We start from the raw sequence: 16,166 nt of genomic DNA on the forward strand, positions 1-16,166 counted from the left end.
GCACGCGCGGAGATTTGCATAGCGCGGCAGGATCGGGCGCGCTGTCGCTCAAGCGGGTATGCTTGCGGTTCGCCGGGCGTTCGCGCCCCTTCATCGATGTCAGCGAGGAACCGCATGTCCGTCAAACCTGCTCCCACCACTGTTTCGATTCACGATCTGATCGCGGGCCGCTGGAGCCCCCGCGCGTATTCGGATGAAGCCGTCAGCGCCGGCGATCTCCACGCGGTGCTCGAAGCGGCACGCTGGGCCCCGTCCGCGTACAACGCGCAACCGTGGCGTTTCATCGTATTCGATCGCACCCAGGACGAAGACGCGTTCAAGCGCGCGTTCGCGACGCTGGTGCCGTTCAACCAGGGCTGGAATGCACCGGCGCCGGTGCTGATCGCGGTCACCGCGCACACGCTGACGCCGAAGGGCGAGCCGGCGCCGACCGCGCTGTACGACGCCGGCGCCGCCGCGATGTCGCTGGTGCTGCAGGCGCACGCGCTCGGCCTCGCCGCGCACCAGATGAGCGGTTTCGACGCCAAGGCATTCCGCGACGCGTTCGCGATTCCGGCGGATGTCGCGATCGTGTCGATCATTTCGCTCGGCCACTACGGCAATGTCGACAAGCTCGACCCCGTGCTGCGCGACCGCGAGAAGGCGCCGCGCACGCGCCACGCGCTCGGCGAAGTCGTCTACGCGGGCGCGTGGAAGAAGAGCTTCGACGCGGCGGCCTGACCCCGCGGGCGGGCAGGCTGCGTCGCGCATCCTGTCCGCGCCTGTTTCCGGCGCGCCACGCCGCGCGCCGCCGCCTGCGCCCGTGCGCGACCCCGGTGGCCGGCCCCGGTTGTGATCCCGCGGGCTTCATGTTAAAAAGCCCGTCCTTTCCGTTTTCGCGCCGGCCCTGCTGCGGCAATTTCCCATGACTTACTGCGCGATCGATTTCGGCACGTCCAATTCCGCCGTGGCGCTGCCCGACGGCGATGGCATGCGCCTCGCGCCCGTCGAGGGCGACCACCTGACGCTGCCCACCGCGATCTTCTTCAACAACGACGAAGAGACGGTCGAATACGGCCGGGCGGCGCTGGCTTCCTATATTGATGGTTTCGACGGCCGACTGATGCGCTCGATGAAGAGCATCCTCGGCTCGCCGCTCGCTGAAACGACGACCGATCTCGGCGACGGCAGCGCGATCGCGTACACCGAAATCATCGCGCGCTTCCTGACGCACCTGAAGCGCAAGGCCGAAGCGCGCGCGGGTGCGCCGATCGGCCGCGCGGTGCTCGGCCGGCCGGTGTTCTTCGTCGACGATGATCCGCGCGCAGACCGTCTCGCCCAGGATCAGCTCGAGGCGGCCGCGCAATCGGTCGGTTTCGCGGACGTTCACTTCCAGTACGAACCGATCGCTGCCGCGTTCGACTACGAATCGCGTCAGCCGGCCGAGCGTCTCGTGCTGGTCGCCGACATCGGCGGCGGCACGTCCGACTTCTCGCTGGTGCGCGTCGGCCCGCAGCGGATGGCGCGGCTCGAGCGCAAGGACGACGTGCTGGCGCACCACGGCGTGCACGTCGCGGGCACCGACTACGACCGGCGTGTCGAGCTGGCCGCGATCCTGCCCGCATTCGGCTATCGTTCGCTCGACCCGGAAGGGCGCGAGCTGCCGAACAAGATCTACTTCGATCTCGCGACCTGGCACCTGATCAACACCGTCTACACGCCGAAGCGGATCGGCGAACTGAAGCTGATGAAGCACCTGTACCAGGACGTGCGGCAGTACGAGCGGCTCACGAGCGTGGTCGAGCAGCGGCTCGGGCACGCGCTGATGGCGCGCGCGGAGGAAGCAAAGATCGGCGTCGCGGCGGGCGGGGAGACGATGATCGACCTGAACGACGTGGAAGAAGACCTGCTGATCGCATTCGACGCGAATCGCCTGGTCGACGCGAGCCGCGACGATACCGCGCGCATCGTCGACGCCGCGCGCGAGACCGTGCGGCTCGCGGGCGTGGCGCCGCGCGATGTCGGTGCGCTGTACTTTACCGGCGGTTCGACGGGGCTCGCGTTCCTGTCGGGCGCGCTCGCCGGCGCGTTCCCGGATGCGCAGCCGGTGTTCGGCGATCGCCTCGCGAGTGTCGCGACGGGGCTCGGCATTCACGCGCAGCGACTCTTCGGCTGAACGGCGGGCGGCTACGGGCCGCCCTGCGCTGCCATGTAGGACAACCCGGCGCCCAAAAACAAAAAGCCCCGCCGAAGCGGGGCTTTTTTACACGAATGATCGCGCCAAGCTTAGACCGGACGGATGTTCGCAGCTTGCAGACCCTTCGGGCCCGTCTTCACTTCGAATTCAACCTTCTGGTTTTCTTGCAGCGTCTTGAAGCCTTCGACGCGGATTTCCGAGAAGTGCGCGAACAGATCGTCGCCGCCGCCTTCCGGGGTGATGAAGCCGAAGCCCTTTGCGTCATTGAACCACTTGACGGTACCGGTTGCCATGTTACTTGTTCCTAAAAAGATAAAACGGGGCCGAAGCCCATGGGGTGCGGAAAATCAAGGAAGGGGTAATAGGACCAACCGGAGTACCGTTGATGGGCGAACTACGAAAGAACCAATTCACTCGCCACTTGAAATCCTGCGAAGTTCTTTATACGGCTAATCCGTCTGACGGTCAACCGTATTCCCATGCTCTCAGGGTTATTGCGGATATCCGGTTTACAAAGCTTGCAAGCGATGCGAATTTTTTGTAGGGGTCGATCGATTTTGGCGCCATGTTCGAGGTGCAACCGTTAAACTACGCGCCGCGTGGACGGGTTGCCCCGATCGGGTGACCCTCCCCCCCAAGAATGCGTGCGCGGTGCGCTCCGAGCCGATCCCGGACCGTAGGCCGACCATGCTTTTTGAGACACAGGAGAGGATGTGAAGAGTTCTATTCAACGGAACATCGGCCCGTTTGCATTGATGCTGACGGGGCTGGGTTCGATTATCGGCTCGGGCTGGCTGTTCGGTGCCTGGAAGGCCGCGAAGATCGCCGGTCCGGCGGCGATCTGCGCATGGATCATCGGCGCCGTCGTGATTCTCGCGATTGCGCTGACGTATGCGGAACTGGGGGCGATGTTCCCCGAATCGGGCGGCATGGTGCGTTACGCGCGCTACTCGCACGGTTCGCTGGTGGGCTTCATCAGCGCATGGGCCAACTGGATCGCGATCGTATCCGTGATCCCGATCGAGGCCGAAGCGTCGATCCAGTACATGAGCACGTGGCCGTATCCGTGGGCGCACGCCCTGTTCGTGAACGGCGAATTACAGACGCTCGGGCTGCTGCTGTCGGCCGTGCTGGTCGTCGTCTACTTCATGCTGAACTACTGGGGCGTCAAGGCCTTCGCGCGGGCGAACACCGCGATCACGATCTTCAAGTTCCTGATCCCCGGCCTCACGATCCTCGGCCTGATGCTGTCGAGCTTCCATGCGGAGAACCTCGGCACTGCGTCCAATGCCAGCTTTGCGCCGTACGGCTGGTCGGCCGTGCTGACCGCGGTCGCGACGAGCGGCATCGTGTTCGCGTTCAACGGCTTCCAGAGCCCGGTGAACCTGGCCGGCGAGGCGCGCAATCCGTCGCGCAGCGTGCCGTTCGCGGTGATCACGTCGATCCTGCTCGCACTCGTGATCTACGTGCTGCTGCAAATGGCATACATCGGTTCGGTGAACCCGGCCGATGTCGCGAAGGGCTGGGAGCACTTCAACTTCTCGTCGCCGTTCGCGGAACTCGCGATCGCGCTGAACCTGAACTGGCTCGCGATCCTGCTGTATGTCGACGCGTTCATCAGCCCCAGCGGCACCGGCACGACCTACATGGCGACGACCACCCGCATGATCTACGCGATGGAGCGCAACAACACGATGCCGAAGATGTTCGGCAACGTGCACCCGATCTACGGCGTGCCGCGCCAGGCGATGTGGTTCAACCTGCTCGTGTCGTTCATCTTCCTGTTCTTCTTCCGCGGCTGGAGCTCGCTCGCGGCGGTGATTTCGGTCGCGACGGTGATCTCGTACCTGACCGGCCCGATCAGCCTGATGGCGCTGCGCCGTTCGGCGACCGACATCGAGCGTCCGCTGTCGATTCCGCTGATGAAGCTGATCGCGCCGTTCGCGTTCGTGTGCGCGTCGCTGATCCTTTACTGGGCGAAGTGGCCGCTGACGGGCGAAATCATCCTGCTGATGATCGTCGCGCTGCCGGTGTATTTCTACTTCCAGGCGAAGTCGGGCTGGACCGGCTGGGGCGCCGACCTGAAAGCCGCGTGGTGGCTGGTCGCGTACCTGCCGACGATGGCCGTGCTGTCGCTGATCGGCAGCAAGGAGTTCGGCGGTCATGGCTACCTGCCGTATGGCTGGGACATGCTGATCGTCGCGGCGATTTCTCTGGTGTTCTACTTCTGGGGCGTGAATACCGGCTACCGGACCCAGTATCTCGACGAGCGCGAGTCGCACGACGAGATCCTCGAAGGGGTCGGTGTCTGACGCGTGACCTGTCGCCGGATTCGGCGGCGGCGGGATGCAGCGCAAAAAAGCCCGCCCGAGCGCGATGCTCGGGCGGGCTTTTTGCTGGCTGCCTCTGCGGTTGCGTCGCCGTTCGGGTTCAGGCGTCGGCGCTCGCGAACACGTAGTTCGTCATCGCGAGCACGCGCTGGTAGGTGCCGAGCGACTGGATGCCGAGCCGGTAGTCGTCGTCCGCCGCGCCGAGCGCGGTGAAGACCGGCAGCAGGTGCTCGTCGGTCGGATGCATCAGCGCCGCGTGCGGCGCCTGCCGGCGATAGTCGAGCAACGCATCGACGTCGCGCGCGGCGAGTTTCGCCTCGAACCAGTCGGTGAATTCCGCGACGCGCGGGTCCGCATCCTCGGGCGCCGCGCCGAAATCGGCGGCGCGCAGGTTGTGCGTGATCTGGCCTGAGCCGATCACCATCACGCCCTCGTCGCGCAGCGGCCGCAGCGCGCGGCCGAGCGCGAAGTGATGCACAGCGTTCGCGCGCGGCTGGATCGACAGTTGCGCGACCGGCACGTCGGCCTCCGGAAACATCAGCAGCATCGGCACCCACGCGCCGTGATCGAGGCCGTGTTCGGTCGTCGCGGTCGCGATGCCGGCCGCGTTCAGCAGCGCGGCCGCGCGTTCGGCGACGTCGGGGGCGCCCGGCGCCGGATAGCGGATGTCGTACAGCGCCTGCGGGAAACCGTAGAAGTCGTGGATCGTGTCCGGATGCGCGGCGACGCTCGCGACCGGCTGTTGCGTGCCCCAGTGCGCGGACAGCATCAGCACCGCGCGCGGGCGCGGCAACTCGGCGCCGAGATGCGTGAACGCGCCGGACGGCAGCGCCGGGTCGATCGGCAGTGTCGGGGCGCCGTGGGACAGGTACAGCGAAGGCAAGCGGTTCATGGTGGTGACCTGCAAAAGGGGGTTGCCTGTGACTATAGGCGCACACCGTACATTGATAAATCCGCGCCTTGGAATTTGATTGACGCTTCTTTGTTGATAATGGTGACGACGGCACGCGTTCGAGTGCTGGTTCGCATCAAAAGGCGGGAAATCGACGGAATTGACGTGCGGATCGGCGGAGATCCGCGCAGAAGGGGTGCGGCTTACTGCGCGTGACGGATGCCGGCCCACGGTGTCGTGAGCGGCGCGCTGAGCGCGAACAGGTCGAGCACGCGCGCGACGGTCTGGTCGACGAGTTCCTCGATCGTCTTCGGCATTGCATAGAACGCGGGCAGCGGCGGGAAGACGATGCCGCCCATTTCGGTGACGGCGGTCATGTTGCGCAGATGCGCGAGGTTGAACGGCGTTTCGCGCACCATCAGCACGAGACGGCGGCGTTCCTTCAGCGTGACGTCGGCCGCGCGCGTGATCAGGTTGTCGGACAACCCGTGCGCGACGCTCGCGAGCGTCTTCATCGAGCAGGGCGCAATCACCATGCCGTCGGTCGCGAACGAGCCCGACGCGATCGTCGCGCCGACGTCGCGCACCGAATGCACGACGTCGGCACGGCGTTCGACATCGGCCTTCGGCAGCTTCAATTCATGCTGGATGTTGAGCCAGCCGGCGTTCGAAACCAGCAGGTGCGTTTCGACGCCGCCGGCGGCGCGCAGCAGGTCGAGCAGCCGCACGCCGTAGATCGCGCCGGTGGCGCCGGTGATCGCGACGATCAGCCGGCGTGGCGGCGCGCTGGGAGATGCCATCGAAACGAGGACGGGTGCCGCGTGTTAAGCGGCGGCGAACAGTTGCTGCAGTTCGCCCGACTGGTACATCTCCATCATGATGTCCGAGCCGCCGATGAATTCGCCCTTCACGTACAGCTGCGGGATGGTCGGCCAGTTCGAGAATGCCTTGATGCCCTGGCGGATTTCGTCGTCCTCGAGCACGTTGACCGTTTTGAACTGGTCGACGCCGCAGGCCTTCAGCACCTGCACGGCGCGGCCCGAGAAGCCGCACATCGGGAACTGCGCGTTGCCCTTCATGAAGAGCACGACCTGGTTTTCGTCGACGATTTGCTTGATACGTTGTTGGGTGTCCATGACTGACCTTGCGTTTGCGGGGCGTTAGATCGAAATGATAGCGGATTTCAACCGGGCGGGCCGGGCATCAGCCCGGCAGGCGGCCGCCGGTCGTGCGTTCGATCGCGGCGAGATCGGGGAGCGACTCGACCGCGACGAAGCCGTGCGACGCCAGGATCGCGCGGACGGCCGCGGCCTGGTCGTAGCCGTGCTCGATCCAGAGCGTGCCGCCCGGTTTCAGATACGCGCCGGCGCCCGCGACGATCGTGCGGATCGCGCTGAGGCCGTCGGCATCGTCGGTGAGCGCGCCGCGCGGCTCGAAACGCAGGTCGCCTTGCGCGAGGTGCGGGTCGTGCTGCGCGATGTACGGCGGGTTGCTGACGATCGTATCGAACGCGAGCGCGGGATCGAGCGCCGCGTACCAGTCGCTCTGCAGCCACCGCAGCGGGCCGCCGGGGCGCCGCGCGTCGAGCAGTTTGTCGGCGTTGCGTTGCGCGACCGCGAGCGCGGCCGGCGAACGGTCGAGCGCCCAGACGCGCGCATCGGGACGCTCGGCCGCGATCGACACGGCGATCGCGCCGCTGCCGGTGCCGAGGTCGAGTACGGCGGCGTGCGGCAGCCCGCCGATCGCATCGAGCGCGGCTTCGACGAGCAGCTCGGTTTCGGGGCGCGGGATCAGCACGTCGGGCGTCACGTCGAACGGGCGGCCGAAGAACTCGCGCATCCCGACCAGTTGCGCGACGGGCTCGCCGGCGATGCGGCGCGCTTCGAGCGCGCGGTAGCGCTCGACCGCGGCCGCGTCGAGCGGCGTGTCGCCGCGCGTGATCAGCTGCGTGCGGGTCCAGCCGAGCGCATGGGCGAGCAGCACGCGCGCATCGACCGGATCAAGCGGCGATGCGCGCAGCAGCGCGTCGGCGGTGGTGTCGGACATCGCGGCCTCAGTCGGCTTCGCCGAGCGACGCGAGCAGCTCGGCCTGATGCTCGGTGACGAGCGCGCCGATCAGTTCGTCGAGATCGCCGTCCATGATCGCCTCGAGCCGGTACAGCGTCAGGTTGATCCGGTGGTCGGTCATCCGGCCCTGCGGGAAGTTGTACGTGCGGATTCGCTCCGAGCGGTCGCCGGAACCGATCAGGCTCTTGCGCGTCGCCGCTTCCTTCGCGTGCTGCTCGTGATACTGCTTGTCCTTGATGCGCGCGGCGAGCACCTTCAGTGCGCGATCCTTGTTCTTGTGTTGCGAGCGGTCGTCCTGGCACTCGACGACGATCCCGGTCGGGATGTGCGTGACGCGCACCGCCGAATCGGTCTTGTTGATGTGCTGGCCGCCCGCGCCGGACGCGCGGAACGTGTCGATGCGCAGGTCGGCCGGATTGATCTCGACCTCGCCGATTTCGTCGGCTTCCGGCATCACGGCGACCGTGCACGCGGACGTATGGATGCGTCCCTGCGTCTCGGTGGCCGGCACGCGCTGCACGCGATGGCCGCCCGATTCGAACTTCAGGCGCGAATACGCGCCCTGGCCCGCGATCCGCACGATCACTTCCTTGTAGCCGCCGAGATCCGACGCGCTCTCCGACATCATTTCGACCTGCCAGCGCTGGCGTTCCGCGAAGCGCAGGTACATGCGCAGTAGGTCGCCCGCGAACAGCGCCGATTCGTCGCCGCCCGTGCCCGCACGGATTTCGAGGAAGATGTTGCGGTCGTCGTTCGGATCCTTCGGCAGCAGCATCTTCTGCAGCTCGGTCTCGAGGCGCGCCATGCCCTCGCGCGCGCTGCGGATTTCGTCTTCCGCGAAATCGCGCATCGACGGATCGGCGAGCAGTTCCTGCGCGGCCGTCTCGTCGCTGCGCGACTGGCGCCATAACGCGTATTGCTCGACGACCGGGCCGAGTTCCGCATGTTCGCGCGTCAGCTTGCGGTACTGGTCGAGGTCGGCCGTGACGTTTTCGCGGCTCAGCAGGTCGTTCAGTTCGGCCAGCCGTGTGGACAGCTGGTCGAGCTTGCGTTGCATGCTCGTCTTCATGGTGTGGAGCGACGCTCCCGGGCAAGGGGTATTCGGAAAGGATAGGCCGGCGGCAGGACAACGACAGGCCGGCCGCAGGGCGACCGGGCGGCGCTAGTGGCCGGATTGGTCGTTCGAGCGCGGCGCGTGCTGGTAGAAGCCGCGCATCAGGTCGATCAGCGAATCGCGATCGGCGCCGTTGACGCGATTGAGCGCGCTCGTCGGGCCGTGGATCAGCTTGTTGGTCAGCGCCTGCGACAGCGCTTCGAGCACCGCAGCCGGGTCGTCGCCGCGCGCGAGCAGCTTCTGCGCCTTCTCGACTTCGGCCCGGCGCAGCGCGTCCGCCTGCGTATGCATGTGACGGATCACCGGCACGACGCTGCGCGTGTCGAGCCATTGCATGAAATTCTGCACGCGCGTCTCGATGATCGCTTCGGCCTGGGCGACCGCGGCCTGGCGCGATGCATTGCCCTCGCGCACGATCGCGCCGAGATCGTCGACGGTGTAAAGGAACACGTCCTTCAGCTTGCCGACTTCGGGCTCGATGTCGCGCGGCACCGCAAGGTCGACCATGAAGATCGGCCGGTGACGGCGCGCCTTCACCGCGCGCTCGACCGCGCCGAGGCCGATGATCGGCAACGTCGACGCGGTGCACGACACGATGATGTCGAATTCGTGCATGCGCGTGGGCAGGTCGGCCAGCGGCATCGCGCGGCCGTTGAAGCGTTCGGCGAGCCGCTGCCCGCGTTCGGCCGTGCGGTTCGCGACGACGAGTTCGCGCGGGCCTTGCGCGGCGAAGTGCGTCGCGCACAGCTCGATCATTTCACCGGCGCCGATGAACAGCACGCGCTGATCCGACACCTTTTCGAAGATCCGCTGCGCGAGGCGAACCGCGGCGGCGGCCATCGACACCGACTGCGTGCCGATTTCGGTCGTGCCGCGCACTTCCTTCGCCACCGCGAACGTGCGCTGGAACAGCTGGTTCAGGTAGGTGCCGAGCGCGCCCGCTTCCGTCGCGGTGCGAACGGCATCCTTCATCTGGCCCAGAATCTGGGTCTCGCCGAGCACCATCGAATCGAGGCCGGATGCGACGCGAAACGCGTGCCGGACCGCTTCCGACTGCGGCAGGGCATAGACGTGCGGGGCGAGTTCGTCGACCGGAATCCGGTGATATTCCGACAGCCAGCGGACCGCGCCTTCACGGGCCGCGCGATCGTCGGTCGCGCAATACAGTTCGGTGCGGTTGCAGGTGGAGAGGATCGCCGCCTCGGGCGTATTGGGCGCCTGCGGGCCGAGAAACACGTTCTTGAACGTGACGAGAGCCGGTTTGATTTGCTCGAGCGGAAACGCCACGCGTTCGCGCAGGGCGACAGGCGCAGTGTGGTGGTTGATTCCGATCGTGAGGAGTTGCATATCGAGGGCTATCGTTTAGCCCCATATTATAGCGTTTCGGTGATTTCCTCACTCGTTGCATACCGGGCATCCGCGTGGCGGGGCCGCGAATTTGGGGGCTCGATCGGTACGCGATCGAGCTGATAGCCGAAGCCGTAGAGCGGCAGCAGCCGGTAGCCGCGCTCCGGAAGCAGCTGCAATTTGCTGCGCAGCCGGGACGCGTGCGTGTCGAGCGTGCGCGACTTCATGTCGCGGCGGCGGCCCCATACCGTTTCGAGGATGTGGGCGCGCGACACGGGCCGCGACACGTTCGTGAGTAGCAACTGCGCGAAACGGAACTCCTTCGGCGTGAGTGAAACGATTGCGTTGCCGAAACGCACGAGGCAATGCGTGGCGTCGAATGCGTATTCGCCATACGTTTCGCGCGAGCGGGCGGGTGTCCGCCGTACGCCCGCGCGCCGGCTCAATGCATTGACGCGCGCGAGAAACTCGGGCCCGCTCACGGGGCGCACGAGGCAATCGTCGGCGCCCGCGTGCAGGCACGAGACGACTTCGCTCTCGCGCGCCGACTGCATCATGGCAATGGCCGGCAACCCGGGCAGGATCGCCTGCGCGCGCGGAATGACTTCCTGCGCCGGCTGGTCCCCGGCCCAGTGGCCGGTGATCAGCATGTCGCAGGTGTTGTCGGCGGCGAGCCACTCGAAGAATGCGGTGCTGGACGGAAACGCGTGGCACACGTGACCGCCTGCGAAGAGCAGGCGGTTCAGGAGTGCGCTATGACGCGGCTCCGGATCGATCAGAGCGATTCGCATGACGATTTCTTCAATACGGCAGCCGGTGTGCGCTTGCCATAACGTCGAGTCGGCCCCTACACTCGAATGTTCGCGGCGCCCGGCTGGTCTCGGGTTCGATGGATGAATCGATGCTAGCCGCTGGCAACGTTCACGCCTATGGGACGAATCTGAATTTATAGAAGGCGTTGAATGAACTGGTTTGGAATCCTTGTCCTGGGAGCGGCCGTCGGGCTGTTCGGCCGCTGGCTGCATCCGATGCGGCGCACGGGGCGGCCGGCGTGGTGGATCGCGGTGCTCGTCGGCATCGTGGGCGCGGCCGCCGCCCGCATGGTCGGCAATCTCTCGGGACTGTTTTACGATGGCGAGACGCTCGAATGGCCGGTCTGCACCGGCGTCGCGTTCCTCGCCGTAGCCGTGACGGTCGCGCTGTCGGCCCGTCGCTGAATGCTCTCAGGTGAAATCATGAATGCCCGTCTCCCCGAAGTCTCGCCGGTGCCGGCCCGTCTCGCGCTGCTGCGCGGCGCCATGGCCCGCGAGAACCTGGCCGCCTATCTCGTGCCGTCCGCCGATCCCCATCTGTCCGAATACCTGCCGGAACGCTGGCAGGCGCGCCGCTGGCTGTCGGGCTTCACGGGCTCGGTCGGCACGCTGGTCGTGACCGCGGAGTTCGCCGGGTTGTGGGTCGACAGCCGCTACTGGGTGCAGGCCGACGCCGAGCTGGCGGGCACGGGCGTGCAGTTGATGAAGATGACGGGCGGGCAGCAGAGCGCACCGCACGTCGACTGGCTCGCGCAGAACGTGGCGGCCGGCGAGACGGTGGGCGTCGATGGCGCCGTGCTCGGCGTCGCGGCCGCGCGCGGGCTGACGGCCGCGCTGAGCGCGCGCGGCATCGCGCTGCGCACCGACGTCGACCTGCTCGACGCGATCTGGCCGGAGCGGCCGGGGCTGCCCGGCGACGCGGTGTTCGAGCACGTGGCGCCGCAGGCCGACACGACGCGCGCGGCCAAGCTCGCCGACGTGCGCCGCGCGATGCACGCGCAGGGCGCGCAATGGCACTTCGTGTCGACGCTCGACGATCTCGCGTGGCTGTTCAACCTGCGCGGCGCCGACGTCAACTTCAATCCGGTGTTCGTTGCGCACGCATTGATCGGCGCCGATCGCGCGACGCTGTTCGTCGCCGACGGCAAGGTGCCGTCGGCGCTGGCCGCGTCGCTCGCGCAGGATGGCGTCGACGTCCGCGCCTACGATGCCGCGCGTGCGTCGCTCGCGGCGCTGCCCGACGGCGCGACGCTGCTGATCGATCCGCGCCGCGTGACGTTCGGCACGCTCGAGGCCGTGCCGGCCGGCGTGAAGCTCGTCGAGGCCGTGAATCCGTCGACGTTCGCGAAGTCGCGCAAGACGTCCGCCGAGATCGAGCACGTGCGCGTGACGATGGAGCACGACGGCGCCGCGCTCGCGGAATTCTTCGCGTGGTTCGAACAGGCCGTCAATCGCGAGACGATCACCGAGCTGACGGTCGAGGAGAAGCTCACGGCCGCGCGCGCCCGCCGCCCCGGCTACGTGTCGGCGAGCTTCGCGACGATCGCCGGCTTCAACGCGAACGGCGCGATGCCGCACTACCACGCGACGCGCGAGTCGCACGCGACGATCGCCGGCGACGGCCTGCTGCTGATCGATTCGGGCGGCCAGTACATGACGGGTACGACGGACATCACGCGCGTCGTGCCGGTCGGCGCCGTCAGCGACCTGCAGCGGCGCGATTTCACGATCGTGCTGAAATCGATGATGGCGCTGTCGCGCGCCCGCTTCCCGCGCGGCATCCGCTCGCCGATGCTCGACGCGATCGCCCGTGCGCCGATGTGGGCGGCCGGGCTCGACTACGGCCACGGCACCGGGCATGGCGTGGGTTACTTCCTGAACGTGCACGAAGGTCCGCAGGTCATCTCGCACTACGCGCCGGCCGAGCCGTACACGGCGATGGAAGAGGGGATGATCACGTCGATCGAGCCGGGCGTGTACCGTCCGGGCCAGTGGGGCATCCGGATCGAGAACCTGGTCGTGAACCGTGCGGCCGGGAAGACGGAGTTCGGCGATTTCCTCGCGTTCGAGACGCTGACGCTGTGCCCGATCGACACGCGCTGCGTGCTGATCGAGATGCTGCACGACGAAGAGCGCGCGTGGCTGAACACGTATCACGCGATGGTGCGCGAGCGCGTCGGCCGGCATCTGAGCGGCGACGCGAAGGCGTGGCTGGATGCGCGCACGCAGCCGATCTGACGCAGCGCGCGGGAACGGCCGGATGGCGATCCGGCAACGATCGGACGACGTCCGGACAATGACAGCGAGGGCAAGCCATGGCGGACACTGCGGTGATCGTGGTCGACATGCAGCGCGGGCTGGTGGAGCGGACGCAGCCCGCGTACCGGCTCGACGATGTGGTGTCGGGCATCAACCGGTTGACGGCGGCGGCGCGCGCGGCGAACGCGCCGGTGTGCTTCGTGCAGCACGACGGCGACGCGGACGACGACATCGTGCCCGGCACGCCGGGATGGGAACTGCATGCGGGGCTGGTCGTCGGCCGCGACGACTGGCGCGTGCGCAAGCAGGCGAGCGACGCGTTCCACGACACGCCGCTCGCCGCGCAGCTCGATCGCCACGGCATCCGTTCGGTACTGATCTGCGGCTATGCGACCGAGTTCTGCGTCGATTCGGCCGCGCGCCGTGCCGCGCTGCTCGGCTACCGGACGACCGTCGTGTCCGACCTGCACACGACGAACGAGCGCGCCCACCTGTCGGCGGCGCAGATCGTCGCGCACCATCAGTTCATCTGGCACAACAATTCGCTGTCGGGCAACGCGGTGACGCCGCGTCCGCTCGCGGACGTGCTCGCCACGGAGTTCGCATGACGATCAAGGCAGTGGTGTTCGATTTCGGCGGCGTGCTGATCGACTGGAGCCCCGAGTACCTTTACCGTCAGCTGATTCCCGATGCCGCCGAGCGCCGCTGGTTCCTCACACACGTGTGCGCGATGGAGTGGGTGGTCCGCCAGGACGGCGGGCAGACGATCGAGGAAGGCACGGCCGAACTCGTCGCGAAGTTTCCGGAGCACGAGGCGCTGATCCGCGCGTTCTACGCGCGCTGGCACGAGATGATCGGCGGCGTGCTCGAAGAGGGCGCGGCCCTCGTCGACCGGCTGGACGCGCAGGGGATGCCGCTGTTCGGGCTGACGAACTGGTCCGCGCAGACGTTTCCGTATGCATGGGACAACTTCCCTGTGCTGCGCCGGTTCAAGGACATCGTCGTGTCCGGCCGCGTGAAGCTCGTGAAACCCGATCCGGCGATCTATCGCGAGATGCATGCGCGGATCGATCCGCACCTGCCCGGCATCGCGCCGCACGAGCTCGTGTTCATCGACGACAACGCGCACAACGCGGCGGCTGCGACGGCGCTCGGCTGGCACGGCATTCATCACACGAGCGCGGCGGCGACCGAGACCCGACTGCGCGAATTAGGCGCGCTGGTGTAAGCGGCGGGGAAGCGACGCGGGATAAAAAAAGCGAGCCAAGGGCTCGCTTCTTCGTTGTGCCGCTCCTGAAGCGGCCAGCTTCGGCGCCGGCCCCGCGTGATCGCGGCGCCGGGCGCCCGGGCCGCGCCGCTCAGCGGCTGATCGGCTTGTAGCGCAGGCGCTTCGGCTTCGCGGCTTCCTCGCCGAGGCGCGCACGCTTGTCGGCTTCGTACTCCTGGTAGTTGCCGTCGAAGAATGTGACCTGCGAATCGCCTTCGAACGCGAGGATGTGCGTCGCGATCCGGTCGAGGAACCAGCGATCGTGCGAGATCACCATCACCGAGCCCGCGAATTCGAGCAGCGCGTCTTCCAGCGCACGCAGCGTTTCGACGTCGAGGTCGTTCGACGGTTCGTCCAGCAGCAGCACGTTGCCGCCCGAGATCAGCGTCTTCGCGAGGTGCAGGCGGCCGCGTTCGCCGCCGGACAGGTTGCCGACGATCTTCTGCTGGTCGCCGCCCTTGAAGTTGAAGCGGCCGATGTACGCGCGCGACGGCGTTTCGTACTTGCCGACCGTCAGCACGTCGGCGCCGCCGGAGATTTCCTCGAACACCGTCTTCGAACCGTCGAGCGCGTCGCGGCTCTGGTCGACGTACGCGAGCTTCACCGTCGGGCCCATCACCACTTCGCCCGAATCCGGCTGTTCCTTGCCCGTCAGCATCTTGAACAGCGTCGACTTGCCGGCGCCGTTCGGGCCGATGATGCCGACGATCGCGCCGGCCGGGATCTTGAAGCTCAGGTTGTCGATCAGCAGGCGGTCGCCGAACGACTTGCTGACGTTCTTGAACTCGATCACTTCGTTGCCGAGGCGTTCGCCGGCCGGAATGAAGATTTCCTGCGTTTCGTTGCGCTTCTGGTATTCCTGGCTGCTCAGCTCCTCGAAGCGCGCGATACGCGCCTTCGACTTCGCCTGACGGCCCTTCGGATTCTGGCGCACCCACTCCAGTTCCTTCTTGATCGCCTTCTGGCGCGCCGATTCCGACGCTTCTTCCTGCTTCAGGCGCTCTTCCTTCTGGTCGAGCCAGCTGCTGTAGTTGCCCTTCCACGGAATGCCGTGGCCGCGGTCGAGTTCGAGAATCCACTCGGCCGCGTTGTCGAGGAAGTAGCGATCGTGCGTGACCGCGACGACGGTGCCCGGGAAGCGCACGAGGAACTGCTCGAGCCAGTCGACCGATTCGGCGTCGAGGTGGTTGGTCGGTTCGTCGAGCAGCAGCATGTCGGGCTTTTCGAGCAGCAGCTTGCACAGCGCGACGCGGCGCTTTTCGCCGCCCGACAGGTGCTCGATCTTCGCGTCCCACGGCGGCAGGCGCAGTGCGTCGGCGGCCACTTCGAGCTGCTGCTCGGGGCTGCCGCCGTCGCTCGACGCGAGGATCGCCTCGTACTTCGCCTGCTCGGCCGCGAGCGCGTCGAAGTCGGCGTCCGGTTCGGCGTAGGCCGCGTAGATTTCTTCCAGCTTCTTGTTGGCCTGGAACAGGTCGCCGAGGCCTTCCTCGACGGCTTCGCGCACGGTCTTCGTCGGGTCGAGCTGCGGTTCCTGCGGCAGGTAGCCGATGTTCAGGTTCGGCATCGGCGTGGCTTCGCCCTCGATGTCCTTGTCGACGCCCGCCATGATGCGGATCAGCGTCGACTTGCCCGAGCCGTTCAGGCCGAGCACGCCGATCTTCGCGCCGGGAAAGAACGACAGCGAGATGTCCTTCAGGATCTGGCGCTTGGGCGGCACGATCTTGCCGACCCGGTTCATCGTGAAAACGTATTGGGCCATTTCGGTGTGAAAGTCAGAAGTGGTTGAGACTGCCGCGCAGCGCGCGCGGGCGTGGCGGCGTCGGGTGATTCGGTACGGAGCGTGCCGCGCGGGGCGCGGCGGTGCGAGCGCGTATTGTACTTCGCCGCCGGCTGCCGCTGGCG

Annotated in this window: 16 protein-coding genes; 7 read left to right on the top strand and 9 right to left on the bottom strand. The window is 66.9% G+C overall.

Annotation, left to right across the window (positions count from 1 at the left end; all coding sequences use genetic code 11):
• Positions 1 to 114: 114 nt before the first annotated feature.
• Both CFB81_RS02055 and CFB81_RS02060 read left to right on the top strand, forming a co-directional pair.
• Positions 115 to 720 (top strand): nitroreductase family protein, encoded by a 606-nt coding sequence (locus tag CFB81_RS02055; protein ID WP_069619473.1) that lies wholly within the window; start codon positions 115 to 117, stop codon positions 718 to 720.
• A gap of 184 nt (positions 721 to 904) precedes the next feature.
• Positions 905 to 2,155, top strand: coding sequence for an Hsp70 family protein (locus tag CFB81_RS02060; RefSeq protein ID WP_069619474.1), 1,251 nt, complete (start codon positions 905 to 907; stop codon positions 2,153 to 2,155).
• 110 nt (positions 2,156 to 2,265) lie between these two features.
• Here the strand turns inward: CFB81_RS02060 and CFB81_RS02065 are convergent, their stop codons facing one another.
• Positions 2,266 to 2,469, bottom strand: coding sequence for a cold-shock protein (locus CFB81_RS02065; RefSeq protein ID WP_006477070.1), 204 nt, complete (start codon positions 2,467 to 2,469; stop codon positions 2,266 to 2,268).
• A 420-nt stretch (positions 2,470 to 2,889) separates the two neighbouring features.
• Here CFB81_RS02065 and CFB81_RS02075 point away from each other — a divergent pair, with 420 nt between their 5' ends.
• Positions 2,890 to 4,488, top strand: coding sequence for an APC family permease (locus CFB81_RS02075; protein WP_069619475.1), 1,599 nt, complete (start codon positions 2,890 to 2,892; stop codon positions 4,486 to 4,488).
• 118 nt (positions 4,489 to 4,606) lie between these two features.
• Here the strand turns inward: CFB81_RS02075 and CFB81_RS02080 are convergent, their stop codons facing one another.
• The 7 genes from CFB81_RS02080 to CFB81_RS02110 all read right to left on the bottom strand — a co-directional run bounded on the left by CFB81_RS02080 (position 4,607) and on the right by CFB81_RS02110 (position 10,717).
• The gene (locus CFB81_RS02080; RefSeq protein ID WP_089434473.1) at positions 4,607 to 5,398 is read right to left on the bottom strand and encodes a class III extradiol ring-cleavage dioxygenase; all 792 of its coding nucleotides are present in this window, start codon (positions 5,396 to 5,398) and stop codon (positions 4,607 to 4,609) included.
• Between the two features lie 203 nt (positions 5,399 to 5,601).
• Positions 5,602 to 6,198, bottom strand: a complete 597-nt coding sequence (locus CFB81_RS02085) for a UbiX family flavin prenyltransferase (RefSeq protein WP_089434474.1) — start codon at positions 6,196 to 6,198, stop codon at positions 5,602 to 5,604.
• Positions 6,199 to 6,222: 24 nt separating this feature from the next.
• Positions 6,223 to 6,534: a Grx4 family monothiol glutaredoxin gene (gene grxD / locus CFB81_RS02090; RefSeq protein ID WP_006477066.1), complete on the bottom strand. Its 312-nt coding sequence runs from the start codon at positions 6,532 to 6,534 to the stop codon at positions 6,223 to 6,225.
• A gap of 67 nt (positions 6,535 to 6,601) precedes the next feature.
• Complete coding sequence (prmC, locus tag CFB81_RS02095) at positions 6,602 to 7,444, bottom strand: peptide chain release factor N(5)-glutamine methyltransferase (RefSeq protein ID WP_089434475.1); 843 nt, start codon at positions 7,442 to 7,444, stop codon at positions 6,602 to 6,604.
• Between the two features lie 7 nt (positions 7,445 to 7,451).
• Positions 7,452 to 8,534, bottom strand: coding sequence for a peptide chain release factor 1 (prfA, locus tag CFB81_RS02100; protein ID WP_006477064.1), 1,083 nt, complete (start codon positions 8,532 to 8,534; stop codon positions 7,452 to 7,454).
• Between the two features lie 93 nt (positions 8,535 to 8,627).
• On the bottom strand, positions 8,628 to 9,926 hold the full coding sequence (gene hemA / locus CFB81_RS02105) for a glutamyl-tRNA reductase (RefSeq protein ID WP_006477063.1): 1,299 nt from the start codon (positions 9,924 to 9,926) through the stop codon (positions 8,628 to 8,630).
• A 26-nt stretch (positions 9,927 to 9,952) separates the two neighbouring features.
• A complete protein-coding gene (locus CFB81_RS02110) occupies positions 9,953 to 10,717 on the bottom strand; it encodes a response regulator transcription factor (protein ID WP_069619479.1) in 765 nt (254 codons plus the stop codon).
• Between the two features lie 171 nt (positions 10,718 to 10,888).
• On the opposite strand from CFB81_RS02110, the gene CFB81_RS02115 reads away from it, so the two are divergent.
• From CFB81_RS02115 to CFB81_RS02130, 4 genes are all read left to right on the top strand, one after another.
• Positions 10,889 to 11,143, top strand: a complete 255-nt coding sequence (locus CFB81_RS02115) for a hypothetical protein (RefSeq protein ID WP_006477062.1) — start codon at positions 10,889 to 10,891, stop codon at positions 11,141 to 11,143.
• A gap of 18 nt (positions 11,144 to 11,161) precedes the next feature.
• Positions 11,162 to 12,976 carry an aminopeptidase P family protein gene (locus CFB81_RS02120; RefSeq protein ID WP_069619480.1) on the top strand — a complete coding sequence of 605 codons (1,815 nt, stop codon included), beginning with the start codon at positions 11,162 to 11,164 and terminating at the stop codon, positions 12,974 to 12,976.
• A 77-nt stretch (positions 12,977 to 13,053) separates the two neighbouring features.
• Positions 13,054 to 13,605, top strand: coding sequence for a cysteine hydrolase family protein (locus tag CFB81_RS02125; RefSeq protein ID WP_069619481.1), 552 nt, complete (start codon positions 13,054 to 13,056; stop codon positions 13,603 to 13,605).
• On the top strand, positions 13,602 to 14,225 hold the full coding sequence (locus tag CFB81_RS02130; protein WP_069619482.1) for an HAD family hydrolase: 624 nt from the start codon (positions 13,602 to 13,604) through the stop codon (positions 14,223 to 14,225). Before CFB81_RS02125 ends, CFB81_RS02130 begins: the two co-directional genes overlap by 4 nt.
• Positions 14,226 to 14,355: 130 nt before the next feature.
• Here CFB81_RS02130 and ettA read toward each other — a convergent pair whose 3' ends face one another.
• Positions 14,356 to 16,023, bottom strand: a complete 1,668-nt coding sequence (gene ettA, locus CFB81_RS02135; protein ID WP_006494122.1) for an energy-dependent translational throttle protein EttA — start codon at positions 16,021 to 16,023, stop codon at positions 14,356 to 14,358.
• Positions 16,024 to 16,166 lie beyond the last annotated feature (143 nt).

The organism is Burkholderia sp. AU28863 (assembly GCF_002223195.1).
In the GTDB taxonomy this organism is placed as follows: domain Bacteria; phylum Pseudomonadota; class Gammaproteobacteria; order Burkholderiales; family Burkholderiaceae; genus Burkholderia; species Burkholderia sola.

Excerpts from the sequence above, each read along its gene's own strand:
- CFB81_RS02110 (WP_069619479.1), bottom strand. The coding sequence starts at position 10,717 with ATGCGAATCGCTCTGATCGATCCGGAGCCGCGTCATAGCGCACTCCTG.
- CFB81_RS02115 (WP_006477062.1), top strand. The coding sequence starts at position 10,889 with ATGAACTGGTTTGGAATCCTTGTCCTGGGAGCGGCCGTCGGGCTGTTC.
- CFB81_RS02065 (WP_006477070.1), bottom strand. The coding sequence starts at position 2,469 with ATGGCAACCGGTACCGTCAAGTGGTTCAATGACGCAAAGGGCTTCGGC.
- CFB81_RS02085 (WP_089434474.1), bottom strand. The coding sequence starts at position 6,198 with ATGGCATCTCCCAGCGCGCCGCCACGCCGGCTGATCGTCGCGATCACC.
- CFB81_RS02060 (WP_069619474.1), top strand. The coding sequence starts at position 905 with ATGACTTACTGCGCGATCGATTTCGGCACGTCCAATTCCGCCGTGGCG.
- CFB81_RS02055 (WP_069619473.1), top strand. The coding sequence starts at position 115 with ATGTCCGTCAAACCTGCTCCCACCACTGTTTCGATTCACGATCTGATC.
- prmC (WP_089434475.1), bottom strand. The coding sequence starts at position 7,444 with ATGTCCGACACCACCGCCGACGCGCTGCTGCGCGCATCGCCGCTTGAT.
- hemA (WP_006477063.1), bottom strand. The coding sequence starts at position 9,926 with ATGCAACTCCTCACGATCGGAATCAACCACCACACTGCGCCTGTCGCC.
- CFB81_RS02080 (WP_089434473.1), bottom strand. The coding sequence starts at position 5,398 with ATGAACCGCTTGCCTTCGCTGTACCTGTCCCACGGCGCCCCGACACTG.
- ettA (WP_006494122.1), bottom strand. The coding sequence starts at position 16,023 with ATGGCCCAATACGTTTTCACGATGAACCGGGTCGGCAAGATCGTGCCG.
- grxD (WP_006477066.1), bottom strand. The coding sequence starts at position 6,534 with ATGGACACCCAACAACGTATCAAGCAAATCGTCGACGAAAACCAGGTC.
- CFB81_RS02120 (WP_069619480.1), top strand. The coding sequence starts at position 11,162 with ATGAATGCCCGTCTCCCCGAAGTCTCGCCGGTGCCGGCCCGTCTCGCG.
- CFB81_RS02130 (WP_069619482.1), top strand. The coding sequence starts at position 13,602 with ATGACGATCAAGGCAGTGGTGTTCGATTTCGGCGGCGTGCTGATCGAC.
- prfA (WP_006477064.1), bottom strand. The coding sequence starts at position 8,534 with ATGAAGACGAGCATGCAACGCAAGCTCGACCAGCTGTCCACACGGCTG.
- CFB81_RS02125 (WP_069619481.1), top strand. The coding sequence starts at position 13,054 with ATGGCGGACACTGCGGTGATCGTGGTCGACATGCAGCGCGGGCTGGTG.